Annotated in this window: 24 protein-coding genes and 1 riboswitch; of the genes, 10 read left to right on the forward strand and 14 right to left on the reverse strand. The window is 63.1% G+C overall.

Going from position 1 to position 24307, the window contains the following annotated elements:
• Positions 1-87 precede the first annotated feature (87 nt).
• From ACP2WS_RS01415 to ACP2WS_RS01445, 7 genes are all read right to left on the reverse strand, one after another.
• Positions 88-426 (reverse strand): P-II family nitrogen regulator, encoded by a 339-nt coding sequence (locus ACP2WS_RS01415; protein WP_374490750.1) that lies wholly within the window; start codon positions 424-426, stop codon positions 88-90.
• 129 nt (positions 427-555) lie between these two features.
• Positions 556-2283 (reverse strand): NAD+ synthase, encoded by a 1728-nt coding sequence (locus ACP2WS_RS01420; RefSeq protein ID WP_426459128.1) that lies wholly within the window; start codon positions 2281-2283, stop codon positions 556-558.
• A gap of 144 nt (positions 2284-2427) precedes the next feature.
• Positions 2428-3657, reverse strand: a complete 1230-nt coding sequence (hemW, locus tag ACP2WS_RS01425) for a radical SAM family heme chaperone HemW (RefSeq protein WP_426459129.1) — start codon at positions 3655-3657, stop codon at positions 2428-2430.
• Positions 3654-4271 carry an RdgB/HAM1 family non-canonical purine NTP pyrophosphatase gene (gene rdgB, locus ACP2WS_RS01430; protein WP_426459131.1) on the reverse strand — a complete coding sequence of 206 codons (618 nt, stop codon included), beginning with the start codon at positions 4269-4271 and terminating at the stop codon, positions 3654-3656. The genes hemW and rdgB overlap by 4 nt, the downstream gene beginning before the upstream one ends.
• Positions 4272-4282: 11 nt before the next feature.
• On the reverse strand, positions 4283-5017 hold the full coding sequence (rph, locus tag ACP2WS_RS01435; RefSeq protein ID WP_426459133.1) for a ribonuclease PH: 735 nt from the start codon (positions 5015-5017) through the stop codon (positions 4283-4285).
• A gap of 4 nt (positions 5018-5021) precedes the next feature.
• Positions 5022-5939 (reverse strand): PP2C family protein-serine/threonine phosphatase, encoded by a 918-nt coding sequence (locus tag ACP2WS_RS01440; RefSeq protein ID WP_374490761.1) that lies wholly within the window; start codon positions 5937-5939, stop codon positions 5022-5024.
• 114 nt (positions 5940-6053) lie between these two features.
• On the reverse strand, positions 6054-6989 hold the full coding sequence (locus tag ACP2WS_RS01445; protein ID WP_374490763.1) for a serine/threonine protein kinase: 936 nt from the start codon (positions 6987-6989) through the stop codon (positions 6054-6056).
• A gap of 97 nt (positions 6990-7086) precedes the next feature.
• Here ACP2WS_RS01445 and ACP2WS_RS01450 point away from each other — a divergent pair, with 97 nt between their 5' ends.
• The 4 genes from ACP2WS_RS01450 to ACP2WS_RS01465 all read left to right on the forward strand — a co-directional run bounded on the left by ACP2WS_RS01450 (position 7087) and on the right by ACP2WS_RS01465 (position 11356).
• Positions 7087-8037 carry a YicC/YloC family endoribonuclease gene (locus ACP2WS_RS01450; RefSeq protein ID WP_426459135.1) on the forward strand — a complete coding sequence of 317 codons (951 nt, stop codon included), beginning with the start codon at positions 7087-7089 and terminating at the stop codon, positions 8035-8037.
• A 19-nt stretch (positions 8038-8056) separates the two neighbouring features.
• Complete coding sequence (gmk, locus tag ACP2WS_RS01455; protein WP_426459136.1) at positions 8057-8704, forward strand: guanylate kinase; 648 nt, start codon at positions 8057-8059, stop codon at positions 8702-8704.
• A gap of 15 nt (positions 8705-8719) precedes the next feature.
• Positions 8720-8923 carry a DNA-directed RNA polymerase subunit omega gene (gene rpoZ, locus ACP2WS_RS01460; RefSeq protein WP_374490769.1) on the forward strand — a complete coding sequence of 68 codons (204 nt, stop codon included), beginning with the start codon at positions 8720-8722 and terminating at the stop codon, positions 8921-8923.
• Between the two features lie 210 nt (positions 8924-9133).
• Positions 9134-11356 (forward strand): RelA/SpoT family protein, encoded by a 2223-nt coding sequence (locus ACP2WS_RS01465; protein WP_426459138.1) that lies wholly within the window; start codon positions 9134-9136, stop codon positions 11354-11356.
• Positions 11357-11399: 43 nt separating this feature from the next.
• On the opposite strand, the gene greB is transcribed toward ACP2WS_RS01465, so the two are convergent.
• From greB to thiS, 3 genes are read right to left on the reverse strand one after another with little or no spacing between them, the layout of a single operon-like run.
• The gene (gene greB / locus ACP2WS_RS01470; protein WP_426459139.1) at positions 11400-11984 is read right to left on the reverse strand and encodes a transcription elongation factor GreB; all 585 of its coding nucleotides are present in this window, start codon (positions 11982-11984) and stop codon (positions 11400-11402) included.
• Between the two features lie 15 nt (positions 11985-11999).
• A complete protein-coding gene (locus ACP2WS_RS01475) occupies positions 12000-12785 on the reverse strand; it encodes a thiazole synthase (protein ID WP_374490775.1) in 786 nt (261 codons plus the stop codon).
• 6 nt (positions 12786-12791) lie between these two features.
• Positions 12792-13022, reverse strand: coding sequence for a sulfur carrier protein ThiS (gene thiS / locus ACP2WS_RS01480; RefSeq protein ID WP_426459141.1), 231 nt, complete (start codon positions 13020-13022; stop codon positions 12792-12794).
• Positions 13023-13172: 150 nt separating this feature from the next.
• A riboswitch (TPP riboswitch) is annotated at positions 13173-13294 on the forward strand.
• A gap of 97 nt (positions 13295-13391) precedes the next feature.
• Here thiS and thiC point away from each other — a divergent pair.
• The 3 genes from thiC to ACP2WS_RS01495 all read left to right on the forward strand — a co-directional run bounded on the left by thiC (position 13392) and on the right by ACP2WS_RS01495 (position 15999).
• Entirely contained in the window at positions 13392-15284 is a 1893-nt protein-coding gene (gene thiC, locus ACP2WS_RS01485; protein ID WP_374490780.1) for a phosphomethylpyrimidine synthase ThiC, read from the forward strand.
• A 126-nt stretch (positions 15285-15410) separates the two neighbouring features.
• On the forward strand, positions 15411-15605 hold the full coding sequence (locus ACP2WS_RS01490; RefSeq protein ID WP_374490782.1) for a YgaP family membrane protein: 195 nt from the start codon (positions 15411-15413) through the stop codon (positions 15603-15605).
• Positions 15606-15642: 37 nt separating this feature from the next.
• Positions 15643-15999, forward strand: a complete 357-nt coding sequence (locus ACP2WS_RS01495) for a carboxymuconolactone decarboxylase family protein (RefSeq protein WP_374490784.1) — start codon at positions 15643-15645, stop codon at positions 15997-15999.
• 105 nt (positions 16000-16104) lie between these two features.
• Here ACP2WS_RS01495 and ACP2WS_RS01500 read toward each other — a convergent pair whose 3' ends face one another.
• A complete protein-coding gene (locus tag ACP2WS_RS01500) occupies positions 16105-18246 on the reverse strand; it encodes an ATP-dependent DNA helicase (RefSeq protein ID WP_426459144.1) in 2142 nt (713 codons plus the stop codon).
• Between the two features lie 107 nt (positions 18247-18353).
• Here ACP2WS_RS01500 and ACP2WS_RS01505 point away from each other — a divergent pair, with 107 nt between their 5' ends.
• Positions 18354-19166, forward strand: a complete 813-nt coding sequence (locus ACP2WS_RS01505; protein ID WP_374490788.1) for a PP2C family protein-serine/threonine phosphatase — start codon at positions 18354-18356, stop codon at positions 19164-19166.
• Positions 19167-19440: 274 nt separating this feature from the next.
• Positions 19441-21123 (forward strand): phosphoethanolamine transferase, encoded by a 1683-nt coding sequence (locus tag ACP2WS_RS01510; protein ID WP_426459146.1) that lies wholly within the window; start codon positions 19441-19443, stop codon positions 21121-21123.
• Between the two features lie 84 nt (positions 21124-21207).
• Here ACP2WS_RS01510 and dusA read toward each other — a convergent pair whose 3' ends face one another.
• Together dusA and ACP2WS_RS01520 are read right to left on the reverse strand one after the other, a co-directional pair.
• On the reverse strand, positions 21208-22230 hold the full coding sequence (gene dusA / locus ACP2WS_RS01515) for a tRNA dihydrouridine(20/20a) synthase DusA (protein ID WP_426459148.1): 1023 nt from the start codon (positions 22228-22230) through the stop codon (positions 21208-21210).
• A 113-nt stretch (positions 22231-22343) separates the two neighbouring features.
• Positions 22344-22619, reverse strand: coding sequence for a metal/formaldehyde-sensitive transcriptional repressor (locus tag ACP2WS_RS01520; RefSeq protein ID WP_374490793.1), 276 nt, complete (start codon positions 22617-22619; stop codon positions 22344-22346).
• Positions 22620-22701: 82 nt separating this feature from the next.
• Here ACP2WS_RS01520 and dmeF point away from each other — a divergent pair, with 82 nt between their 5' ends.
• Entirely contained in the window at positions 22702-23670 is a 969-nt protein-coding gene (gene dmeF / locus ACP2WS_RS01525) for a CDF family Co(II)/Ni(II) efflux transporter DmeF (protein WP_426459150.1), read from the forward strand.
• 49 nt (positions 23671-23719) lie between these two features.
• On the opposite strand, the gene ACP2WS_RS01530 is transcribed toward dmeF, so the two are convergent.
• Positions 23720-24247, reverse strand: a complete 528-nt coding sequence (locus ACP2WS_RS01530; RefSeq protein ID WP_426459152.1) for a GNAT family N-acetyltransferase — start codon at positions 24245-24247, stop codon at positions 23720-23722.
• Between the last annotated feature and the right edge of the window lie 60 nt (positions 24248-24307).

Genomic DNA, 24307 nt, shown 5'->3' on the forward strand with positions numbered 1-24307 from the left:
AGCTGCCGCCCCAAACAGCAAGGCTCCCGCCCCCTGAACGGGAACGGGAGCCTGGTGATGCCGGAGGGGCTTGGGCAGCCCCGCTGATCAGATGGCGTCTTCGTTCATCTCGCCCGTGCGAATGCGGATCACGTTCTCGACCGGCGACACAAAAATCTTGCCGTCTCCGATCTTGCCGGTGCGCGTGGCCTTGATGATGGCATCGACGCAGCTGTCCACATCGCCATCGTTCACCACCAGCTCCACCTTCATCTTGGGCAGAAAGTCCACCACATATTCAGCGCCGCGATACAGCTCGGTATGTCCCTTCTGGCGACCGAAGCCCTTGACCTCGGTCACGGTCAAGCCCGTGACGCCACATTCGGCCAGTGCCTCGCGAACCTGGTCGAGCTTGAACGGCTTGATGACGGCGGTAATCTGTTTCATGGGGGAAAGGTCTCCTCAGCTGACAAAAACACAATAAAACGACAGGGCGCTCGTACGCACCTGTCCGCATGCAGGACTTTACCCCATGCCGCGCCGTCCTCTGGAGAACGCGCGCAGGGGCGAGTGAATTCACTCCATGCGCTCGCGGAAGGCATTGACCAGCGGATAGCGCCAATCCTTGCCGTAGCTGCGGTGCGTGATGCGGATGCCCACAGGCGCCTGCTGGCGCTTGTACTCGTTGATGCGAATGAGCCTAGTCACCTGCTGCACTGCCTCGGCTGGAAGCCCATCGGCAACGATGTCCGCCATGGGCACATCGTTTTCCATGTAGCGCATCACGATGGCATCGAGCACCTCATAGGGAGGCAGGCTGTCCTGGTCGGTCTGGTCGGGGCGGAGTTCCGCACTCGGCGCACGGGTGATGATCCGGTCGGGAATCGGTTCGCGCCCAGTCCCGTAGGGATCATGCGCATTGCGCCACCGCGCCAGCGCATAGACCTGGGTCTTGAGCAGGTCCTTGATGGGAGCGAATCCGCCGGCCATGTCCCCATACAGGGTGCAATATCCCGTGGAGAGCTCGCTCTTGTTGCCCGTAGTGAGCACCAGACAGCCCAGCTTGTTGGAAATGCCCATCAGCAGGGTGCCACGGATGCGCGCCTGAATGTTCTCCTCGGCTGTATCCTCCGGAAGCCCCTCGAACACGTCCGCCAGTGCCGACCGGAACGCCTCGAAGGCGGGCAGGATGCGGATCTCGTCGTACCGCACCTGCAGCCGCTCCGACATGTCGCGCGCATCGAGCCAGGAAATATCGGCCGTGTAGGGCGAAGGCATCATCACCGCACGCACGTTGTCGCGCCCGAGAGCATCCACCGCAATCGCCAGCACCAGAGCCGAATCGATGCCTCCGGACAGCCCCAGCACCACCCGCTCGAACCCGCTCTTGCGAACGTAGTCGCGTGTCCCCGTGACCAGGGCGTGCCATACCTCTTCACTGCTGAATCGGTGCTGGTAGGGCGGCAGGCCGATCACACCATCGCGTTCTGCCGCAGGTTCGATGCGGGCCTGCAGTCCGCACGGCAATCCGGGCGCCACAGGTGGCTCCACATCCACCCGCCAGAAATCCTCGACGAAGCTGCGTGCACGTCCAGCCAGGGTGCCATCTGCATGCATGCAGAACGATCCCCCGTCGAACACCAGTTCGTCGTGTCCCCCCACCATGTGGGCATAGAGAGTCGGCACCTTCAGCCGGCTCGACAGCTCGGCCAGCCGGCGCTCCCGATCCCGCGCCTTGCCCATGTGGTAAGGAGAGGCATTCACGATGGCCAGCACCTGTGCCCCTGCGGCCACAGCAGCAGCACCCGGCTCGTCGAACCAGCAGTCTTCGCAGATCAGCAGGCCTATGCGCACGCCCTGCACCTCGATCACGCAGGGAGCCGTGCCGGGAGTGAAATAACGCAGCTCATCAAACACCTGGTAGTTGGGCAATTTCTGCTTGGCATACCAGGCCACGCGCTGCCCTTCCCGCAGCACGGACACGGCATTGTGGTGCTGCGGCACAGTCACGCAGCGCGTGCGCAGGCTGTCATTGCCACTGGGGTGACCCACCACCACGGAGAACCCCTTCAGATCGGACAGCGCACTGGCGACAGCCTCCACGGCTTCGTCGCAGGCCTTCTGAAACGCCGGCCGCTGCCACAGATCCTGTGCCGGATAGCCGCAGATGGACATTTCGGGCGTGAGCATCAGGTGCGCTCCATCCGCATGGGCATGCCGTGCTGCCCGAATGATGGCCTCGACATTGCCGGCAAAATCACCCACCCGGGGATTGAGCTGGGCCACATGGATACGCAGAGTCATGAAGATCGTGGTGAAGAAAGAAAAAACACAGAATCCAGCGCTACCGCAGACAGTGTCATCGCACCAGCCGGACTGACCTGCCTGCGATTATGACGCAGCCCACGACGCCCCTCCCGATGGGCGGCCGCACCCTGTGCGTGCCCCTCACGGCAGAAACAGCTCCTGCAGGTCACTCAGAAAATCGAATCCCCGCTCCGTGGGACGCACATGATGCAGATCGCGGGTGATCCATCCACGGCGCTCGGCTTCGTCGAGTCCCCGTTCCACGGCAGTAGGTGCAAGCCCCGTGTGCTGCACGAACAGGGCCGGATCGAACCCATGGCGCAGCCGCAGCGCATTGAGCATGAACTCGAAGGGCAGCTCCTCCCGCGCCACTTCGTGCTCCTGCGCCAGTGCACGCCCTTCGAGAGCCTGCTGCATGTAGCGCTGCGGATCGCGGACCTTGACCTGCCGGACCACACGGTGGGCAAAGCTGATCTTGCCATGCGCTCCGGCCCCGATGCCGAGATAGTCGCCGAAGGTCCAGTAATTGACGTTGTGCACGCACCGATGTCCCGGTCGTGCGTAAGCCGATACCTCATAGCGGTCCAGTCCCGCCCGTGCCGTGGCTTCGGTCAGGACATCGAGCATGGCATAGGCGGTATCCTCGTCGGGAAGCGCCTGCGGAGGATATTTGGCAAAGTAGGTGTTGGGCTCGACCGTGAGATGGTAGATGCTGAGGTGCGGCGGCGCAAAGGCCATGGCCTGTGCAATGTCCTGCTGCAATTCCTCCCCCGTCTGCCCCGGCAGGGCATACATCAGGTCGAGATTGAATGTCTGGAAGCTGCGGGCCGCCTCCTCCACTGCGGCGCGCGCCTGCCGCCCGTCGTGTACCCGGCCCAGCGCCTGCAGATGCCTGTCGTTGAAGCTCTGCACACCCATCGACAGCCGCGTCACCCCTGCTGCGGCAAAGGCAGCAAACCGCTCGCGCTCGAAGGTGCCTGGATTGGCTTCCATGGTGATTTCGCACAGCGGCACCAAGGGCAGGAGCGCACGAATGCGGCTGATCAGCTCGGCCACGGCATCGGGCGAGAACAGACTGGGCGTGCCTCCACCGAGAAACACACTGTGCACCGGACGTCCCCAGACCAGAGGCAGGGCCTGCTGCAGGTCGGCCATCAGGGCATCGATGTAGGGCTGCTCGGGCAATGGGGACTCGGAGGTCGCCCACGCATGCGAATTGAAGTCGCAATAGGGACATTTGCGCAGGCACCAGGGCAGATGCACATACAGAGACAGTGGAGGCAGCGAGGCCAGCTGCAGGGCCCCGGGCCGCATGTAGTCCATGATGTCCCGCACCGGCTCGGTGGCAGCCACTATCGCAGGCAGGGTCATGGACGTGCTGCCTCCGCAAACCAGGTGGCTCGCAGCAGGCGCAGCATCTCCTGCGCTGCCCGTCCACGGTGACTCAAGCGGTTCTTTTCCTCGGGAGGAAGTTGGGCAAAGGTGCAGCCCTTCGAGGGAATGTACATCACAGGGTCGAACCCGAAACCATGCGTGCCCACGGGTTCGCGCGTGATTTCTCCCACGGCCCGTCCCACGGCCACCAAGGGCTCGGGATCATCGGGCGAGCGCAACGCCACCAGCGTGCTCACCAGAGCCGCGCGTCGCCGGGGTTCCTCGCGCATCTGTTCGAGCAGTGCCCTGACATTCTGGTCATCTCCCTTGGGATAGCCGAACTGGGTGGCATAGTAGGCCGTCTGCACGCCGGGCAGGCCACCAAAGGCATCCACGCACAGCCCTGCATCATCGGCAATGGCCGGCAGTCCGGTCAGACGGCTGGCATGGCGTGCCTTGGCCAGAGCGTTTTCCAGAAAGGTGTGAAAGGGTTCCTCAGCCTCGGGAACTCCCAGCGCTCCCTGGGGCACCAGCTCCACGCCCAGGACACCGAAGAGGGCCTGCAGCTCCACGAGCTTGCCCTGATTGTGCGATGCGAGAACGATGCGCATGCCGATCGCCCTCACTCTGCCAGCGCGCGCGCCTGCAGCGCATGCAGCTCCACAATGCCCTTCTCGGCCAGTGCCAGCAGGGTATCGAGCTCCTGTCGGCTGAAAGGAGCTCCTTCGGCTGTCCCCTGCACCTCGATGAAACGCCCTGCTCCGGTCATCACCACATTCATGTCCGTGTCGCAGCACGAATCCTCGGTGTATTCCAGATCGAGAAGCGGAGTGCCGTTCACGATGCCCACGGAAATGGCTGCGACCGGCTCCCGCACGGGACTCTGCGCGAGCTTGCCTTCGCGCATCAGCACGGCCACGGCATCCTGCAGAGCCACATAGGCGCCGGTGATCGACGCAGTGCGGGTACCGCCATCGGCCTGCAGCACATCGCAGTCGAACTGGATGGTGCGTTCGCCCAGCGCCTTCAGATCCACCACTGCGCGCAGGGAACGGCCTATGAGCCGCTGGATTTCCTGCGTGCGGCCCGATTGCTTGCCCTTGGCTGCCTCGCGGGCCGTGCGTGTGTGGGTGGAGCGGGGGAGCATGCCGTACTCAGCCGTCAGCCATCCCTCGCCGCTGCCCTTCTTGAACGGGGGCACCTTTTCTTCCACGGAGGCAGTGCACAGCACCTTCGTGTTGCCGAACTCGACCAGCACCGATCCTTCAGCATGCATGGTGTAGTGGCGGGTGAGGCGCACAGGGCGCATTTCATTCGAGCGGCGACCGCCCGAGCGTACATTCGCTTCGGTTGTCATGGAGTCAGTTCTGTTCGTTCTTCTTGAGAGGGCCGCCTCGCTGGATGGCGGCATTGATTTCGGCAATGGAACGCTCGATGTCGTCTTCGTTGAGCTCGTTCTCGGTCTCGCTGTCCCAGCCGGCAGCCTGGATCGTGGAGGCAAACACCCCATCGAGGATGCTGTCGGTCACGACTTCCGCCCCCTCGGTGGCAGGCATTTCCCAGCTCAGCGCCAGGGCGGTGGTATTGTCGCACCCGGGGCCACCGCGACGCAGGGCCTCTTCCACAAGATCAGGCACGCATTCGGCCAGCGGCTTGTCGATATTGGATACGCCCTTCACCACATCCTCGTCACTCATGGTGCCCCACAGGCCATCCGAGCACAGCAGAATGCGATCGCCCTGCTGCAGCAGCATGGGCAGGGACACATCAAAGATCGGCCGGCTCGGAGATCCCAGGCAGGTGAAGAGCACATTGCGGTTGATGTGCATGGACTTGGTCACGTAATGCTCACCCTGCTCCATGTAGCTGTGGTCGCGCGTGCGCACCAGCAGGCTGCCGTTGCGGATCATGTAGAGCCGCGAATCACCGCAGTGCACCCATGTGGCATGCCCTTCCTGCACGATGACCGCCACCAGCGTGGTGCGGGGCGTATCGGGCATGTCGGTATCACCCGCATACCGCAGAATCTGATGATGCGCGTTCATCAGGGCGTTCGAGAGAAACTCCGCCGGTTTGCGCACAGTGGGCTTGGCTTCGGCCTGGAACTGGGCTGCCATGGACTGGAGGGCAATCTGGGCCGCCACCTCCCCTTCCACATGCCCGCCCATGCCGTCCGCGAGCACGAACAGGGCTGCATCACGGGTATAGCAATAGCCCATGCGATCTTCGTTCTTCTTGCGACCGCCGCGGCGGCTGAGCTGGAACACGCTGAATTTCATGCCTGCCTCTTTTGTTGTCGGACCCTGTCACACCCATTGCCGGGCAATGTTGCTTGAATGCGCCGATTCCCTGAAATACAGGCCACGCCTCTGTTTCCCGCCGAGCACGGCTCGTTACCGCACACTCAGATATTTCTGGGAATAGAGCCTCAACCCATCCGCTTCAAGCTCCTTGGTCAGCGCATGCACTGATTGTGGCCGAGAAAGAGGATCAAGTGCCATGCACCACTCCACCATCTCGATGAGGGAATCGGAATAGATGCGCCGGACCTTGGACAGTGCCAGAGTCAGGCGATCCTTTTCGAGGCGCTGCGGTGCCGCGTTGGGTGGATAGCCCAGCATGCACACGAACATGCACGCACCAATGGCATAGATGTCGGTCCAGGGACCCAGCTCCCCCTTGCGCCGGTACATCTCAGGAGCAGCGAAGCCCGGAGTGTACATGGGGCGGACGAAATTGATCTCGTGATTGATCACCTCGCGCGCAGCCCCGAAGTCGATCAGCACGGCGCGGTCCTCGTTGGTGATGAAGATATTGGCCGGCTTGATGTCGAGGTGCAGCATGCGGTGCTGGTGCACGATGCGCAGCCCGCGCAGCACTTCCTCGAACAGCGAACGGATGGTGGCCTCATGGAATACGCGCGGTTTCTTGAGCGATCGGGCGGTAAGGATGAAATCCTGCAGGGAAGCCCCTTCAAGCAGGTTCATCACCATGTAGACCGTTTCGTTCTCACGGAAGAAGTTGAGCACCCGCACGACGGAGTCGTGCGAAATCTGTGCCAGGGCACGCCCTTCCTCGAAGAAGCTCTTGAGCCCGAGGCGGTACAGGGAAATCTTCTCGGGCTGGATCACCGGCACGAACTGACCGACTTCCCGCGTGCAAAGCGCTGCCGGAAGGTATTCCTTGATGGCCACACGGCGCCCTGCGGAATCGATGGCGAAATACACCAGCCCGAACCCCCCCGCAGCAATCTGCTTGACGATCCGGTAGTCCCCCAGCTGGGTGCCAGGTGCCAGCGGTGCGGGCTTGACTTTGGCAACAGTGGTCATGGTGGGCTGATCGACACGAAGGACAAATGCGCGAAGGCTATACTTGGCACACCCTGCGCGGCCTGCGGCTGCATACGGAATGCCTAGTGAGGAATGAATGCCAGTTTACAGCATGACAGGCTACGCGAGCCTGCAAATCCCGGTCGTCCCTTCGGCAACCGGCAGCGACAGCGCCAAATCTGTCACGGAATCCGAACATGCCTGGCAGCTCGCGCTGGAACTGCGAAGCGTGAACAGCCGCTTCCTCGACCTGGCCTTCCGCCTGTCCGATGAGCTTCGTCCGTTCGAGTCGCTGGCGCGTGAACAGCTGCAGCGGCGTCTGCATCGCGGCAAGCTGGAACTCCGCGCCTCGCTCGAATACGGCGGCACCGCCAGCGGCGCCGCAGCCAACATGCCTGCAGTTGGAACGCTTCAGCGACTGGCTTCCTGCGAAGAAGCCATTCGCTCCTGGATGCCGCAGGCCATGCCGCTGTCGGTCGCTGACGTCCTGCGCATTGCCGGTACCGCCCGTCCCACCCTTCCCATGGATGCCCTGTCCCGGACTTTTGCATCTGCCGTGACCGCCCTGCTCGACCAGATGCAGCAGACCCGTGCCACCGAAGGCAAACAGCTCGCCGACAGCCTGCTGGAACGGGTAGATGCCCTGCGCACGCTTGCCCGCGAAGCCGAACCGCTGATCCCCCAGCTGGTTGCCCAGCAAAAGCAGCGTTTCCTCGACCGCTGGAACGATGCCCTGCAGACCGCTTCCCGGCAGGGCCACATTTCGGAAACAGCCGAGGAGCGGGCACTGACCGAGGCCACGGCCTTTGCCATCCGCATCGATGTGGCCGAGGAGCTGACCCGCCTGCAGGCACATCTCGATACCATCGAGAAGCACCTGCGGGACGGAGGCGAGCTGGGCAAGCGGATGGAGTTTCTCATCCAGGAGCTGCACCGTGAAGCCAACACACTGGGCTCCAAATCCGCCTCCCTGGAAACATCCCGCATCTCCGTGGACATGAAGGTCCTCATCGAGCAGATGCGCGAGCAGGTCCAGAACATCGAGTGATCCACCATCCCACGTCATCATGACCGCAGTTTCTTCTTGCAGCGCCCGGAAATATCCTGGCAATCTCTTTGTCGTTTCCGCTCCGAGCGGAGCCGGAAAATCCAGTCTCGTCAGGGCTCTCATGGAGGTCGATGGAGGCGTGCAGGCTTCCATTTCCCACACCACCCGAGCTCCCCGCGGACAGGAAAAGCATGGTCGTGAATACTATTTCGTCGATGGCTCGACCTTCGACCGCATGGTGCAGGAAGGCGATTTCCTCGAATGGGCCAGCGTGCACGGCAACCGCTATGGCACCTCGCGTCAGGCAGTCGAAGCCCGCATTGCCGCTGGAGGCGATGTGCTGCTCGAGATCGATTTCCAGGGCGCATTGCAGATCAAGCGGATTTTTCCCCACGCCGTGCTGATCTTCATTCTTCCCCCCAGTCTGGAGGAATTGCGTGCCCGCCTGGAGCGCCGCGGAGAAGACAGCTCGGACACCATTGAGCAGCGGCTCGTCAACGCCGAGCACGAGATGCAGCAGGCCCAAAATTTCGATTTTGTTATAATCAACGAATCATTCGAGCGTGCGCTCTTCGATCTCAAGAGCATCGTGCACGCCCAGCGTCTCAAGTTCGTTGCGCAGCTCCGCTCCAAGGCGGATGTTTTTGCGCAGCTGCGCATCAATTGACAGGAGTGTCCCCTCATGGCCCGCATCACTGTGGAAGATTGCCTGGAAAAAATCCCCAACCGCTTTCAGCTCGTGCTCGCGGCCACCTATCGTGCCCGCATGCTGAGCCAGGGCCACACCGCCAAGGTGGAAAGCCGCAACAAGCCCGGCGTCACTGCCCTGCGTGAAATCGCAGAAGGCAAGGTGGGCCTCGAAATGCTCAAGAAGGTTCCGACCTGAGCTCTGCGCATACGCTGCGCTTCGACGCCACCGTCCAGGGCACCTCGCAGAGGTGCCTTTTTGTTGCCTGATCCACGCAGCCTGTCTACCCTGTGCACGCACTCCTGCATGGGAGAGTCCTGTCGAGCAGGCAGAGTTGAGGTTAAGATTCCTGACATAGGCGCCGAACCGCTGCATGGGGTAGTCAGGACGGCGTGCACTGTTTCCACCATGGTCAATTCCGCCGCCGAAAATGCTTCCGCCGCCAGTTTTGCGGCGCTGCTCACCAAACTGGACTATCTGAGTCCAGAAGACATAGCGCGCGTGCGCAAGGCCTACAAGCTGGCGGACCGCGCGCACCTGGGGCAGATGCGCAAGAGCGGCGAACCGTACATCACCCATCCGATCGCGGTCGCTGCACAGTGTGCCGAGTGGAAGCTCGACGCACAGGCTCTCATGGCTGCCCTGCTCCATGACACCATGGAAGATACGGGGGTCACCAAGGCCCAGCTCACGGAAGAGTTCGGTGCCCATGTGGCAGACCTGGTCGACGGCCTGACCAAGCTCGACAAGCTCCAGTTCAGCACCCGCCAGGAAAATCAGGCAGAGTCCTTCCGCAAGATGCTGCTGGCCATGGCCAACGATGTACGCGTCATCCTGGTGAAGCTGGCCGACCGCACGCACAACATGCGCACGCTCTCCGACATGAAGCCGGAGGCACAGAAGCGCATTGCCGCAGAGACGCTCGAGATCTACGCTCCCATCGCCAACCGACTGGGTCTGAATCGTGCCTACCGCGAGCTGGAGGATCTGTCCTTCAAATACCTGCATCCGTGGCGCTACCAGACGCTGGTGAAGGCCATCGAACGTGCCCGCAGCCGCAGGCGCCACCTTGTGCAGGAAGTTCAGAAGAACGTCGAGAATGCCTTTGCGGCAGCCGGGCTGCATGCCCGCATCAGCGCACGCGAGAAGACCATCTATTCGATCTACCGCAAGATGGATACCAAACGGCAGAGCTTTGCCGATTTGTACGACATCTACGGTTTCCGCATCATCGTGCCGACCAATACCGACTGCTACATCGCGCTCGGCATTCTGCATTCGCTCTACAAGCCAGTGCCCCAGCGGCTCAAGGATTTCATTGCCATTCCCAAGGACAACGGCTATCAGTCCCTGCACACGACGCTGGTGGGCCCGGCCGGCATCCACGTCGAGTTCCAGATGCGTACCGACGCGATGCACCAGGTAGCAGAATCGGGGGTGGCTGCCCACTGGCTCTACAAAAGCCAGAACGAACAGACCCTGCAGGCCACGGCAGACGGCAAGGACGCCAAGCCAGCCAACTGGCTCAAGAGCCTGCTCGACATCCAGAAGGAGACACTGGATTCCAACGAGTTTCTCGACCATGTGCGGCTCAACCTCTTCCCCGAGGATGTGTTTGTCTTCACGCCCAAGAACCGCATCATGTCGCTGCCGCGGGGAGCGACGGTGATCGATTTTGCCTATGCCATTCACAGTGACGTGGGGGATCAGGCTGTCTCGGCTGTCGTCAACAACCAGCCGGCTGCCTTGCGTACCGAACTGCACAGCGGAGATGTCGTCAAGGTGATGACCGATCCCGACTCGCGCCCCAAGCCTGCGTGGCTGAGCTTCGTGCGCACGGCGCGGGCGCGTTCGCGCATCCGCAACCATCTCAAGATCCAGTCCGAGGCCGAAGCCAAGGTACTGGGCCGGCGGCTGCTCACCCAGGCCTACCGGGCCGAGGGCATGGAGCAGCTCCCGCCCGACGACGATGCACATCGCAGCGTCTGGGAAAAGCTGCTGCGCTTTGCCAACAACAAGACCCTTGATGACCTGTTTGCCGACATTGGCCACGGCAAGCGCATCACCAGCGTGATTGCCAAGCAGCTCGCGACGCTCATGACCGAAATGGGGGAACGTCCCGATGCCGTGCTCATGTCCATGGAACGCTACAGCCAGGACGAGCAGCACTACAAACCGACCATTGCCCTGGACGGCAGCGAAAAATCGTCGGTCAAGTATGCCTCCTGCTGCCATCCTCTGCCCGGAGACCAGATCGTCGGCTATCTGGGACGCGGAGAAGGCCTGATTGTGCACACGGCCGACTGCAATGTGGCCAAGCGGCTCAAGACACGCGACGGCGAGCGCTTTGTGCCCGTGGAATGGTCCGACCACATGGAAAGCCGCTTTGCCACTGCGGTGACGGTGACCATCCACAACCGTGTGGGTGCCGTGGCCAGCGTCACCATGGCGATTGCCAATGCCGATGCCAACATCGGGTACATCAGCATGTCGGACGACATGAGCCAGGAGGTGATGGATCTGCGCATGATTCTGCAGGTGCGGGATCGCCAGCATCTGGCCCATGTCCTGCGCGCCATTCGCCGCGTGCCAGCCGCCATCCGTGCCATGCGGGTCAAGACCTCCTCCTAGTCCACGCGCTTCATCGGGATATCTGCAGGCAGAGAGGAGACGGTCAGGAGGCCTCGGGAGGGTTTCCGGATGGTGCGGGATACTGCACATCGATCACCTCGATGTCGCGGATGCCGGCCGGCGTGTGCAGTGGCACCACGTCCCCTACCCGTGCACGCAGCAGTGCACGGCTGACGGGAGCGATCCAGCTGACCTGTCCCTGCAGGTTGTCGACCTCGTCGATTCCCATGATGGTGACGGTTTTCTCCTCGCCATCTTCCTCCATGTAGGTCACTGTGGCCCCGAAGAAGACCTGGTCACTGCCGTGGTGGACGCTGGGGTCGGTGACTTCGGCCTTTTCGAGTCGACGGGTCAGAAATCGGATGCGTCGGTCGATTTCTCGCAGGCGCTTCTTGCCATAGAGATAGTCGCCGTTCTCGGAACGGTCGCCATTGGCGGCAGCCCAGTGCACGATGTCCACGATGCGCGGACGCTCGTCGTCGATGAGCTGCATGAGCTCGGCACGCAGGCGCGCATAGCCCTGGGGAGTCATGTAGTTGCGGGTTCCGGTCGGCAAGGCAGGCAGGCCAGCGCCTTCGTCGTCCTCATCGTCCTCGCGATCTGATTCGCGGGTGAATGCCTTGTTCATGCTTCGCTCTCCGCTTCAGAGCAGGAAGGGGCGCCCCGTCACGGGCGTGCTGGCCACAGCCATGTCCTGAGGCGCAATGAGCCCGGCTTCGAATCCAGCCCTCCCCGCCCGAATGGCATCGCGGAAGGCGCCAGCCATTTTCACGGGGTCATGGGATTGGGCCACGGCCGAGTTGAGCAGCACCGCATCGAATCCCAGTTCCATCGCCTCGGCGGCATGAGATGGCGCCCCAAGCCCAGCGTCGACCACCAGCGGCACGTCCGGCAAGCGGGCACGCAGGGTGCGCAGCGCCCATGGATTGAGCAGCCCCTGTCCGGATCCGATGGGAGCCCCCCACGGCATGAGAATGCGACAGCCCACATCGAGCAGCCGCTGGCAGCTCACCAGATCGTCGGTGCAGTAGGGAAATACCTCGAACCCCTCGCGAACCAGCGCATCGGCCGCCTCTGCCAGCTCGAAAGGGTCGGGCTGCAGCGTCTGTTCGTCGCCGACCACTTCGAGCTTGATCCAATGGGTGTCCAGCAGTTCGCGCGACATCATGGCCAGTGTCACCGCTTCGCGTGCGCTGCGGCAGCCGGCGGTGTTGGGCAGCAGCCGTACACCAGTGGAGCGCACCACCTCCACGAATCCGTTGTCGGTGCGGGCGTGGGGATCGGCTCCGAGCTGCCGGCGCAGTCCCAGAGTGACCACTTCGGCGCCCGAGGCCATGATGGCCTCACGCAGGTTATCGGGCGAAGGATACCCCGCCGATCCCAGGAAAAAACGGCTCTCCAGAGCCGCATCGGCAATCTGCCAGGTCATGGTGACTCACCCTCCGACTATGGCCTGAAAGCACGTCACCACATCGCCTGACTGCAGGGCCGTGCCTGCGCGCAGGGTGCGCGGCACGAACTGCCCATTGACCGCCGTGGCGTGCGTATCGGGCGCAATGCCCTGCTGCACGAGCAGCTCTTCGAGCGAGCATTGCCCTGCCACTTCCAGGGGCTGATCATTGAGCCGTATGTGCATCGCGGGCTGTTCCGTGTCGATCGTCGACATGCCTTCATCCTTGTGCAAAGCGCCAATGATAGCGGGGGATGGCCGCGCAGGGATCTCCGCAGAAAAAGCCGCCCCACGCCCGTCCCATTCTGCGGGGCAGGAGGAGAGGACGGCGTGCCGTTTTGTCACGTCCGACTTTGTGCATACAATGCAAGCGCTCCGGGGTGTTTGTGGCGTCCGTTCGCGGAAGAGCCACAGGCTGAGATGGCTGACGCCGAACCCGCGAACTTGACCCGGCTCACACCGGCGTAAGGAGAGCCTGCCCCCTGACCTGCAGATGCCCATGCCCCTCCTGGCATCCCCATGCATGCAGCAGTCCCGGGCGTCCGGCCACTTCGGAGCACTTCTTTCCCACCCCGGAGATTGCCCATGAACGCGCCCGACCAGATTCCCGCCCCACCCGCAGACCTCAACGCGCTGCTGACTCTCACCCGCGATCCGCTTCCCGCCTCCCGCAAGACCATGGAGCCGGGAACCATGGCGGGAGTTTCCGTGCCCATGCGCGAGATCAGTCTCACCAATGGCGAGACGGTCACGGTCTATGACACGTCCGGCCCCTATACCGATCCTGCAGCCACCATCGATGTGCGCCACGGTCTGCAGGGTGTGCGCAACGCATGGATCGAGGCCCGAGGCGACACCGAATCCTACGAAGGCCGCCTGCACCACATCCTCGACGATGGGGGCAAGCTCGATGACCGGGATGCAGAGCGCATCGACCAGCTGCGCCGCGAGGCAGCTGCCCTGCAGCGTCAGCCCCGCCGTGCCATGCCGGGTGCCAACGTGACGCAGATGCACTATGCACGCAAGGGCATCGTGACGCCGGAGATGGAATACATCGCGATCCGCGAAAACGGCAAGCGTGCCTGGATGGCCGAGTACCAGGCCGATCTGAACCGCGAAATGCGTCTGCAGGGCAATGGGCTGGGCGCACAGATTCCCCGGATCATCACACCCGAATTCGTGCGTGATGAAGTGGCCCGGGGACGCGCCATCATTCCGGCCAACATCAACCATCCCGAGATCGAACCCATGATCATCGGGCGCAACTTTCTCACCAAGATCAACGCCAACATCGGCAACAGTGCCGTGACCTCCAGCATCGAGGAGGAAGTCGAGAAGCTGGTGTGGGCGATCCGCTGGGGGGCCGACACGGTCATGGATCTCTCCACGGGCAAGAACATCCACACCACCCGCGACTGGATCATCCGCAACTCTCCTGTACCGATCGGTACCGTGCCGATCTATCAGGCCCTGGAAAAGGTGGGCGGCGTGGCCGAGGACCTGAGCTGGGAGATCTTCCGCGACACGCTCATTGAGCAGGCCGAACAGGGGGTGGACTATTTCACCATCCACGCCGGACTGCGTCTGCCCTTCATCCACCTCACCGCCAACCGCCGCACGGGCATCGTGAGCCGTGGGGGATCGATTCTGGCCAAGTGGTGCATTGCCCATCATCAGGAAAACTTCCTCTACACCCACTTCGAGGACATCTGCGACATCATGAAGGCGTATGACGTCTCCTTCAGCCTTGGAGATGGCCTGCGCCCAGGCAGCAACGACGACGCCAACGACGAAGCACAGTTCGCCGAGCTGCGTACCTTGGGCGAGCTGACGCAGATTGCCTGGAAGCACGATGTGCAGACCATGATCGAAGGCCCCGGACACGTGCCCATGCACATGATCCAGGCCAACATGGACGAGCAGCTCAAGCACTGCCACGAGGCCCCCTTCTATACCCTCGGCCCCCTGACCATCGACATTGCTCCTGGCTACGACCACATCACCAGCGCCATCGGCGCAGCCATGATCGGCTGGTTCGGCACGGCCATGCTCTGCTACGTGACGCCCAAGGAACACCTGGGCCTGCCCGACCGCAATGATGTCAAGCAGGGCATCATCGCCTACAAGATCGCTGCCCATGCCTCCGACATTGCCAAGGGGCATCCGGGCTCCCGGGCTCGGGATTCGGCCATCAGCAAGGCGCGGTTCGAATTCCGCTGGGCCGACCAGTTCAATCTCAGCCTCGATCCCGACACTGCCCGCGACTTCCATGACGAAACCCTGCCCAAGGACAGCAGCAAGGTGGCGCACTTCTGCTCCATGTGCGGCCCCAAGTTCTGCTCGATGAAGATCACGCAGGAGGTGCGCGACTACGCCGCCCAGAAGGAAGCCCTTGAAAAGGGCATGGCCGAGAAAAGCGCCGAGTTCATCGCCGGAGGCGGCGAGATGTACGTTCCGGTCGAAGACGCAAAGTCTTGATCGAAACCAAATGCCCTGCAAGAAGATGATCCTTCGCGGGGCATTTTTCCTGGACGGGTCCTGACCCGTCTTTTTATCCCCTTATAATTTACTTCAATGTAAATTGTTTCGAACGAGGAGAACGTCATGAACGAAGGTGGTCTGGATCGCGTGATTCGTGTCGTGGTGGGGCTGGCGCTGGTACTCGGCACGCCCCAGCTGATGGGATACATCAACAGCAATTGGGCATGGATCGGTGTGGTGCCCCTGCTGACCGGAGTGCTGGGTTTCTGCCCTGCCTACAAGCTCCTCGGCATCAACACCTGCCCGATGAAGAAATAAAGACTGCACGATACATCCAAGGACAGAGGAACATTCCATGAGCATTCCCGAGTACAAGTCCCACATCCGCGACATTTCCACGGGTCTGGCTGTCATGCGCAGCCACCAGCCTGACGTGATGAAGGCCTTCAACGACCTTGCGGGCGCTTCCACGGCGGCCGGCACGCTCGACACCAAGACCAAGGAACTGATTGCGCTGGCGCTGGGTGTGGCAGGACACTGCGATGCCTGCATCGGCTTCCACATCAAGGCTCTGGTCAAACTGGGTGCCACGCAGGAAGAAGTCGAGGAAGCCTTGGCCGTGTGTGTCTACATGGGAGGGGGGCCGTCTCTGATGTATACGGCCAATGCTCTGGCAGCCTTCCGGGAGTTTTCCGCTGCAGCGGCTGCCTGATTCCCGGTTCCTGCAGATTCCTTGCATCGCCCCTGTCTGCCTTGGCAGCCAGGGGTTTTTTGCTATCTGCCCCGCAAGCATGCCGGCCTCAGCCCTGCGGTGTGTTCAGGGGTTCCCGGATACCGCAGGGTCAGTGCGCTGGGCAGCCAGATCCTTCAGGCAACGCGCAAATTCCTCTTCCGAGGCAAGGCGCCGCATCGGCGGCAGCGCCTTGAGCAGACGTGCGCCATAGCCCATCTGTGTCAGACGACTGTCGCACACGGCCAGAATGCCGGTATCCGTTTCGCTTCGGATGAGTCGCCCTGCCCCCTGCTTGAGCATGACGGCCGCTTCGGGCAGAAAGTATTCCTTGAAGGGGCTTTTGCCCTGGGCTTCGAGACGATGGGCGCGCGCTTCCACCAGCGGATCGTGGGGAGGAGGAAACGGCAACTTGTCGATCACCACCATCTGCAGCGCCTCGCCGGGCACATCCACTCCCTCCCAGAACGAGGCGGATGCCACGAGCACGCAGCCGCGTTCTCCATCGCTGCCGGCACCCTGGCGGAACCGCTCGATCAGGCGCCGCTTGGTCGATTCTCCCTGGATCAGCACCTCGATGCGGCCTTCCGGCTCCAGACTGGCACGCAGGGCCTGACCGATGATGCGCAGGGTCCGCAGTGTCGTGGTCAGGACCAGCGTGCGGCCGCCCAGCGCACGCGCTGCCCGAGCCGCAAAGACGGCCACGGCCACGGGATGGGCTGCATCGCCCGGACGCACGAGCGGTGGGACATAGAGACTGGCATGCCCTGCATAGTCAAAGGGACTGGCCACCCGCAGTGCCGGCACGTCCTGGAGGCCGCACGGCTGGGTGAACCATCCCAGACCGGATTCGTCCCCCAGCGTGGCTGAAGTGAAAATCCAGGCACGGTGGGCATCGTGCTCTTCCTGCTGGGTTGTGTGGTGGGCCTCCTGTGCATCGGATGTGTCGGATGCGGGGTCGCCTGCATCGGCGCAAGGCAGGTGCAGCACCCGGTCGCGCATGGTCGCGGCAATGTCGAGGGGAGCCTGCATCATGCGCAGCCCGCCCGCCACCTCCACCCAGCGCACGGCATCGACCGGACAGGGGCGTCCGAACGCTTCCAGGCGCTCCTGCAGCAACTGTGCCCGCTGCATCAGCCGCCCGAAATCGGGGGCCAGCTCAGTGACAGTGTCGAGTGCAGGCACCAGAGCCTCCAGTGCGCGCCTCAACACGCCCAGGGCGTCATACCACTCGACTTCATCGAGTCCTTCCGGGGTAGGTTCGGTCCAGCGCAGACGGGCGCCAGCGGGCATGCGTCCAGCCACGAGCCGCAGATCGCGTGCGGCCCGCTCCAGATTCCCGCAAAGGGTCTGCCATTCCACCAGGCCCCGTGCGAGCTGCATGCCGGCCCCAAGGGTGTCCCGACAGAAATCGAGCAGCTGCGAGGTGCCCAGCTGGTGTCCCAGAAACATCACGCCCGTTTCGTTGAGCTGATGGGCCTCATCGAAAATCACGGTCTGTACGGTCGGCAGGAGCTCGGCCATGCCCGATTCGCGCACGGCCATGTCGGCAAAGAACAGGTGGTGATTGACCACGACCACATCGGCCTCCAGGGCCTCGCGCCGCGCCTGGTTGACGTAGCAGCTCCGGAAATCGGGGCAGTTGCTGCCCAGGCAGTTCTCGCGCGTGGAGGTGGCCAGAGTCAGGGCCGGCGAACGCTCGTCCAGTCCGTCGAGTTCCGCCAGATCGCCACTGCGGGTGGACTGCACGAAGCGCTCGATGCGCGCGAGCGTGTGCTGCACCGCAGGTTCCACCGCCAGCATGTCCTGCCGTGCCTGCCGCAGCCGATGGGTACAGACATAGCTCGAACGCCCCTTGAGCAGCGCCAGCCGCACCGGCAGCCCCAGAAGATGGCAGAGATAGGGCAGATCGCGTGCGAACAGCTGATCCTGCAGGTTCTTGGTGGCCGTGGACACCAGAATGCGCTCGCCGCTCAGGAGCGCGGGCACCAGATAGGCGAAGGTCTTGCCCACACCGGTGCCAGCCTCGACGACGAAGGCGCCTCCGTGGGCGATGGTGCGCGCGACCCCGAGCGCCATGTCCAGCTGTCCGGGGCGGGGACGGTAGCGCGGATTGTCCGTCGCCAGCGGCCCCTCGACCGAGAACACACCGGCCACCCGCTCCCGGAGCGCCTCTGCCCCGGCCCGTGGAGCCGCAACTGCCCGATCGTGTGCGGATTTTTCTGCCATACTGAGAGAGACCCTCATCATCCGATTCTGTACACCCCATGTGCGCAGAAAGAGCATCATTGTGCCAGTCCCCCCGTCCAGGGGGAATGTTCCCGTCCCTGCCCCGCATGAGCAATTACCGCATCAACATCGCCACCGCCATCCACAAGGGGGATCGCGAGTACCAGCAGGACCGTGTCCAGGTGATCCAGCATCCCTACAACAAGCAGTGCCTGCTGGTCCTGCTGGCCGATGGCATGGGCGGTCGCAGCGGTGGGGCGCTGGCTTCGGCCCAGGTCATCGACAGTGGACGCCAGCTCCTGCAGCAGTTCGATGTCGACCACGACAATCCGCAGGCGCTGCTGCGCCAGCTGGTCATGGATGCCCACTCGGTCATCCGCATGCTCAACATCAGCAGCGAGCACGAGCCGCACACCACGGTGGCGGCCTTTCTGCTCATGCCGTCGGGGGAGTGCTTCTGGATCCACAGCGGAGACTCCCGGCTCTACCATTTCCGCCGTGGCGCCATGATCTGCCGCACGCGGGATCATTCGTATGTGCAGAGTCTGCTCGACGAAGGCAAGATCACCGAAGCCGAGGCCTACCATCACCCCAAGAGCAATCTGCTCGTCTCCTGCCTGGGGGGGCCCGAACAGCCCCGTTTTGGCGAGCAGAACCGGGGACAACTGGAACCCGAGGATGTCATACTGGCCTGCTCCGATGGGCTGTGGGGCCATGTCAGTGACAAGGAGATGGCCAAGATCACCTTCTCGCTCTCGCCCACCCAAGCCTGCCAGCAGCTCACCGAGCTCGCGCGCAGCCGGGGACACGGGGTGGGAGACAACCTTTCCATGGTCATCCTCAAGACCAGCCCGCCCGACAACAAGCCGGCTGCACATCTGCCCGAAACCACCGACCGCATGCTGAATTTCGAGTGGTGAGCGGTGTGGCATGCAGGAGGCTGCGCACATGTCAGCCGCTGCGTGCTTTTTGACCTGCATTGCCCCAGATAGTGGCAATTTGTTTCATTCTCGGCAAAGTGGACGTGCGTGCGGATCGCGATAATCAGACAAGCTGATTCGATTCTTACCGTATGACCTCCAGCTGGTTCTGGCTGGTCGTACGCATTCTGGCGCGACAGAACCGATCGGTTTGCGGCTCATGCCCATCGCGATGCGGCATGCATCCTGTCGCCCACGCCTCTTCTTCTCCTCCATGACTGCTACGCTGCCTGCCGCTTCGCCGGCATTTTTCAGGACTTCCCGCTCGCCCCTGTGGTTCGCCATGATCTCCAGTCTCTGGATGGCGACGGTGGGCAACATGGTGCTGTGGCACAACCTCTTCAGCCTGCCGGAGCAGGCGGCCAATGCGGAGGGCATTCTGTTCGCTGTCGGGTTTGCAGTGCTCATCGCCTGCCTGAACATGCTGGTGATGATCCCGCTGGCCTGGCGCCCACTCATCAAGCCGGTGTCCGTGCTTCTTCTGCTCACGGCAGGATTCGGAGCCTATTTCATGATGCAGTACAACATCGTGATCGACGGCGACATGATCAACAACGTGCTCCAGACCGATGTGCGCGAAACGCGGGATCTGCTCAACTGGCGCATGCTGGTGGTAGTGGGCATCGTGGCACTCCTGCCGACTGCCTTTTTCTGGCGCATCCCGGTGGCGCGTGCGGCATCGGTGCTGGGGCATCTGGGTCGGCTCGCGGTGGCCTGGGTGGCTGCGCTGGTGATCTTCGCCATGACGCTGCTGGCCTGCTACCAGCCCATGGCCTCGCTGATGCGCAACCACCATCAGATCCGCTACACCATCAATCCGCTCACTACCGTGTATTCGCTCGTGGAGGTGACGGTCGTGCACCGGCTGATCAAGCCCCGGCCCTTCCAGGACATCGGGCAGGACGCCACCCTTGGACCGGCGTATGCCGATCCGGCCCAGAAGCCGCCGCTCATGGTGCTGGTGCTGGGCGAGACGGGCCGGGCCGGCAACTTCTCACTCAACGGCTATGACCGTGACACCAACCCGCTGCTGGCCAAGGACGGCGTGCTGAGCTTTCACAATGTGTGGTCCTGCGGCACGAGCACAGCCACGGCGGTGCCCTGCATGTACTCTCATCTGGGCAAGGTCGCCTACGAGGCCCGCGACAAGGACTACGCCACGCTCATGGACGTGCTGCAGCATGCGGGCCTGGCGGTGCTGTGGATCGACAACCAGCCGGCAGGCTGCAAGGGCGTGTGCGACCGGGTTCCCCATGTCATGACGTCCGGACTCAAGGACCCTGCCCTGTGTCCCCGTGGCGAATGCATGGACCAGATCATGCTCAGGGATCTGGATCGGCGTATTGCGGAGCTGCCTGCCGAGCGCCGTGCCAAGGGCATCGTGATCGCCATGCACCAGATGGGAAGCCACGGCCCTGCCTATTCCGAGCGGTCCGACGCCTCCACCAAGAAGTTCCTCCCCGAGTGCACCACCAATGTGCTGCAGGACTGCCCGCATGACCAGCTCGTGAATGCCTACGACAACTCCATCGTCTACACGGACAAGTTCCTGCACGATGCCATCGGGTGGCTGCGCACGCAGTCCGCCACCCATGCCACGTCCCTGCTCTATGTGGCCGATCACGGGGAATCCCTGGGCGAGAACAATCTCTACCTCCATGGACTGCCCTACTCCATTGCCCCCGATGTGCAGAAGCATGTGCCCATGATTCTGTGGCAGTCGCCCGAGTGGCAGAAGCGCACGGGCACCAGCAATGCCTGTCTGTCACGCCAGCTCGATGAGCGCTATAGCGAAGACAACTACTTCCATACCGTGCTGGGCGCGCTGCAGGTGCGCACAGGCGTCTACCGGCCCGACTGGGACATCACGCACCAGTGCGCCAGCGCGGCACATTGACACCCGCACCGGGCCTGCATCTCTGCGGATCGTGAGGCCCGCCACGACGTGGCATTGCGCCCCCCTGGTGGATGACACCGGGCTTCAGAGAGCGCTGTGGGAGGGAGCGCTGTCTTCTGGGTCAGGTTCGGCCGCATGGGCCAGGACCATGACCTGATGAGGTGGCATGTCCTTGAGGCGGTGGTCACTCCAGACCTGACGCCACCGGCGTGCACCTCTCAGGCCATGTCGCAGGCCCAGCATGCTGCGGGCAATGGCGTACCAGCCGGTGCCATGGTCCCGGGCTTCACGCTCCATGTAACGCACCATGGCCTCCTCGACCTGCTCGCGGGTGAGATGGGGCGGGCGCTCCGGCTCGTCTGCCATGAGTCCATCCCAGCGGGACAGCGACCAGGGGTTGTGCCAGGCTTCGCGCCCCACCATGACGGCATCCACATGGGTCCAGTGCATGCGGATCTGCTCTTCGGTGACGACCCCCCCATTGAGGGTGATGTGCAGCCCCGGAAAATCCTGCTTGAGCCGGTAGACCACCTCGGGGCGCAGGGGAGGAATCTCGCGGTTTTCCTTGGGGCTCAGGCCCTTGAGCCAGGCATTGCGCGCATGGACGATGAAATGCCGACATCCGGTCTCGGACAGCGTCCCCACGAAATCACGCACCAGATCGTAGCTGTCGTCCCGGTCAAGCCCGATGCGGTGCTTGACAGTCACGGGGATGTGCTCCACGGCATCCTGCATGGCCTTGATGCAGTCCGCCACGAGCCGGGGTTCCCGCATCAGACAGGCGCCAAAGGCTCCTTTCTGCACCCGGTCACTGGGGCAGCCGCAGTTGAGGTTGACTTCGTCGTAGCCCCACTGCTCGCCCATGCGGGCACTCTGGGCCAGCATGGCAGGGTCGCTGCCACCGAGCTGCAGGGCCACGGGATGCTCCTCCGCGTTGTAACGCAGATGGCTCTCGGCCGCTCCCCGGCAGATGGCCCCCATGTTGATCATCTCGGTATAGAGGAGCGCATCGTGGCTCAGCAGCCGCCAGAGATAGCGGGCGTGGCGATCCGAGACATCGAGGAGCGGAGCAGTCGACAGGCGTGGGCGCAGGGCTTGGGAACACATGGTGCCGGAGTGTACCCGCTGCCCGCATGCCGGGCACTGCAGGGGGAACGCCATGGCGGCCACAGCGTGCAGTGCACTGCAGCGCCTCCCTGCTACCAAGGCAGGGGCACCGTCTAGCGGATGTAGCTGCGCAGCAGCTCGATGAGCTGGCGCGTGTCCTGCTGGCGCTGCTGCGCATCGGCCTGGGGATCCTCTAGATGGTCGGTGATGTGACCTTCGAGCACTTCGAGCATCAGACCGTTAGCGGCGCCGCGTATGGAGGCAATCTGCTGCAGGATGGACTGGCAGGGTGATTCGGCTTCGAGCGCCTTGCACAGGGCCTGCATCTGCCCTTCCATGCGGCGGGCCCGGGCAAGCAGGCGGGATTTGTCCTTGATGGTGTGGCTCATGGGAACATCATAGCTGCAAGCTGCCGAATCCACATATGGTATAGGGGGGTATACTATTTTCATCCCTCATGCCCTGCCTGCCATGTCATCCATTTCCCTGTGTTCTCCCTGCAAGACCCACCACCATTTCGACACGGGCAATCCCACGGGGGAAAGACACACCCGCATGGCGATGTGGCTGACCGTGGTCATGATGGCCACCGAGATCACCGGTGGATGGTGGCTGGGCTCCATGGCCTTGCTTGCCGACGGCTGGCACATGGGGTCCCATGCCCTGGCGCTGGGCCTGGCAGCCTTTGCGTATGCCTATGCCAGAAGCCACGGTCAGGATCCGCGTTTTGCCTTTGGCACCTGGAAAGTGGAAGTGCTGGCGGGCTACACCAGCGCCCTGCTGCTGCTCGGCATTGCGGCAGCCATGCTGGTGGAGTCAGCCCTGCGCGTAGTGCATCCGGTGGCCATTCACTACCGGGAGGCCATCGCGCTGGCGGTGCTGGGACTGGTCGTGAATCTGGTGTGTGCACGGCTGCTGCATGGCAGCTCCGGACATGCCCACGCTCATACGCATGGACACGTGCATGATGCTGAACTGGACCATGGACACCACCACGACCTGAATCTGCGTTCGGCCTATGTGCATGTACTCATGGATGCGGCGACATCGGTGCTGGCCATCGTGGCGCTGGCTGCCGGATGGTGGTGGGGCGCTGCATGGCTCGATCCCGTCATGGGCCTTGCGGGCAGCGTGCTGGTGGCAAGCTGGGCCGTGGGGCTGCTGCGCCAGTCCGGGTGCGTACTGCTCGATGCCCACATGACCGATCCGGTGGTGCAGGAAATCAGGGAAGCCGCAGCCGCCCTGCCCGCTCCGGCCTCGCTGGCCGATCTGCATGTGTGGCGGGTAGGCAAGGGACGCTATGCAGCCGTGATCAGTGTGCGTGCTCCCGATCCTGCCTGCGCATCCCTCCTGCGTCAGGCTCTGGCCGTGCACGAGGAACTGGTGCACATCAGCGTGGAATGGCTCCCGCCTTCCGAGAGTTCCGCGCCAAGGCCATGAGCCACGGCGCGGGCGCCCGTCGGCAAGGCAGGCACCTCGTGCGCACTGTTCATTTTCCGGTCCACACACGCGTCATCCGGATGGCCGAATCGCCGAAACCGGACATGCCTGCTGCCCTGTCCGGCACGAATCCATGCCGGCACCAGTAGCGTTCGGCGCCCTGCACGGCGATCAGCACGGCCTGCCGATATCCCAGTCTGTCTCCTTCGTCCAGAATGCGCTGCAGGAGCCCTGCGGCCAGATGGTGTCCCTGCCAGTCTGCAGCCACCGCAATGTCGTGCACATACAGGCAATCCGGCGCCGCCGGCGGAAGGTGGGCATGATTCCACTGCGCGGGCATGTCGGTGCGCCAGGGGCATGCGATGGCATAGGCACAGAGGCGTGTCGGTGCCAGCGCGCTGGCCACTGCCCAGCTCAGTGGATGCATGCGGGAAGAAGCATCGCGCTTGGCCTGCAGTACCGCCCCCTTCTCGCGCAGCGCAGGCGCATAGGCCTGTGCCTGCAGCGCGAGGATCGAATCCAGGGGCCAGTCATGCAGGGGCGTCCACAGAAAATCGGAGGCGGGAGCAGAGGTCATGCGCGCATCATGCCGCATGGATCACGAGGATGTGCCTTCAGGACCGCTTGAGCAAAAGCC

It is taken from the genome of Brachymonas moutaii (nom. illeg.), assembly GCF_049977365.1.
In the GTDB taxonomy this organism is placed as follows: domain Bacteria; phylum Pseudomonadota; class Gammaproteobacteria; order Burkholderiales; family Burkholderiaceae_C; genus Brachymonas.

What these genes read in the sequence shown, in the direction of transcription:
- ACP2WS_RS01415 (WP_374490750.1), bottom strand. Translation starts at nt 426, where the DNA reads ATGAAACAGATTACCGCCGTCATCAAGCCGTTCAAGCTCGACCAGGTT.
- ACP2WS_RS01420 (WP_426459128.1), bottom strand. Translation starts at nt 2,283, where the DNA reads ATGACTCTGCGTATCCATGTGGCCCAGCTCAATCCCCGGGTGGGTGAT.
- hemW (WP_426459129.1), bottom strand. Translation starts at nt 3,657, where the DNA reads ATGACCCTGCCTGCGATAGTGGCTGCCACCGAGCCGGTGCGGGACATC.
- rdgB (WP_426459131.1), bottom strand. Translation starts at nt 4,271, where the DNA reads ATGCGCATCGTTCTCGCATCGCACAATCAGGGCAAGCTCGTGGAGCTG.
- rph (WP_426459133.1), bottom strand. Translation starts at nt 5,017, where the DNA reads ATGACAACCGAAGCGAATGTACGCTCGGGCGGTCGCCGCTCGAATGAA.
- ACP2WS_RS01440 (WP_374490761.1), bottom strand. Translation starts at nt 5,939, where the DNA reads ATGAAATTCAGCGTGTTCCAGCTCAGCCGCCGCGGCGGTCGCAAGAAG.
- ACP2WS_RS01445 (WP_374490763.1), bottom strand. Translation starts at nt 6,989, where the DNA reads ATGACCACTGTTGCCAAAGTCAAGCCCGCACCGCTGGCACCTGGCACC.
- ACP2WS_RS01450 (WP_426459135.1), top strand. Translation starts at nt 7,087, where the DNA reads ATGCCAGTTTACAGCATGACAGGCTACGCGAGCCTGCAAATCCCGGTC.
- gmk (WP_426459136.1), top strand. Translation starts at nt 8,057, where the DNA reads ATGACCGCAGTTTCTTCTTGCAGCGCCCGGAAATATCCTGGCAATCTC.
- rpoZ (WP_374490769.1), top strand. Translation starts at nt 8,720, where the DNA reads ATGGCCCGCATCACTGTGGAAGATTGCCTGGAAAAAATCCCCAACCGC.
- ACP2WS_RS01465 (WP_426459138.1), top strand. Translation starts at nt 9,134, where the DNA reads ATGGTCAATTCCGCCGCCGAAAATGCTTCCGCCGCCAGTTTTGCGGCG.
- greB (WP_426459139.1), bottom strand. Translation starts at nt 11,984, where the DNA reads ATGAACAAGGCATTCACCCGCGAATCAGATCGCGAGGACGATGAGGAC.
- ACP2WS_RS01475 (WP_374490775.1), bottom strand. Translation starts at nt 12,785, where the DNA reads ATGACCTGGCAGATTGCCGATGCGGCTCTGGAGAGCCGTTTTTTCCTG.
- thiS (WP_426459141.1), bottom strand. Translation starts at nt 13,022, where the DNA reads ATGTCGACGATCGACACGGAACAGCCCGCGATGCACATACGGCTCAAT.
- thiC (WP_374490780.1), top strand. Translation starts at nt 13,392, where the DNA reads ATGAACGCGCCCGACCAGATTCCCGCCCCACCCGCAGACCTCAACGCG.
- ACP2WS_RS01490 (WP_374490782.1), top strand. Translation starts at nt 15,411, where the DNA reads ATGAACGAAGGTGGTCTGGATCGCGTGATTCGTGTCGTGGTGGGGCTG.
- ACP2WS_RS01495 (WP_374490784.1), top strand. Translation starts at nt 15,643, where the DNA reads ATGAGCATTCCCGAGTACAAGTCCCACATCCGCGACATTTCCACGGGT.
- ACP2WS_RS01500 (WP_426459144.1), bottom strand. Translation starts at nt 18,246, where the DNA reads ATGGCAGAAAAATCCGCACACGATCGGGCAGTTGCGGCTCCACGGGCC.
- ACP2WS_RS01505 (WP_374490788.1), top strand. Translation starts at nt 18,354, where the DNA reads ATGAGCAATTACCGCATCAACATCGCCACCGCCATCCACAAGGGGGAT.
- ACP2WS_RS01510 (WP_426459146.1), top strand. Translation starts at nt 19,441, where the DNA reads ATGACTGCTACGCTGCCTGCCGCTTCGCCGGCATTTTTCAGGACTTCC.
- dusA (WP_426459148.1), bottom strand. Translation starts at nt 22,230, where the DNA reads ATGTGTTCCCAAGCCCTGCGCCCACGCCTGTCGACTGCTCCGCTCCTC.
- ACP2WS_RS01520 (WP_374490793.1), bottom strand. Translation starts at nt 22,619, where the DNA reads ATGAGCCACACCATCAAGGACAAATCCCGCCTGCTTGCCCGGGCCCGC.
- dmeF (WP_426459150.1), top strand. Translation starts at nt 22,702, where the DNA reads ATGTCATCCATTTCCCTGTGTTCTCCCTGCAAGACCCACCACCATTTC.
- ACP2WS_RS01530 (WP_426459152.1), bottom strand. Translation starts at nt 24,247, where the DNA reads ATGACCTCTGCTCCCGCCTCCGATTTTCTGTGGACGCCCCTGCATGAC.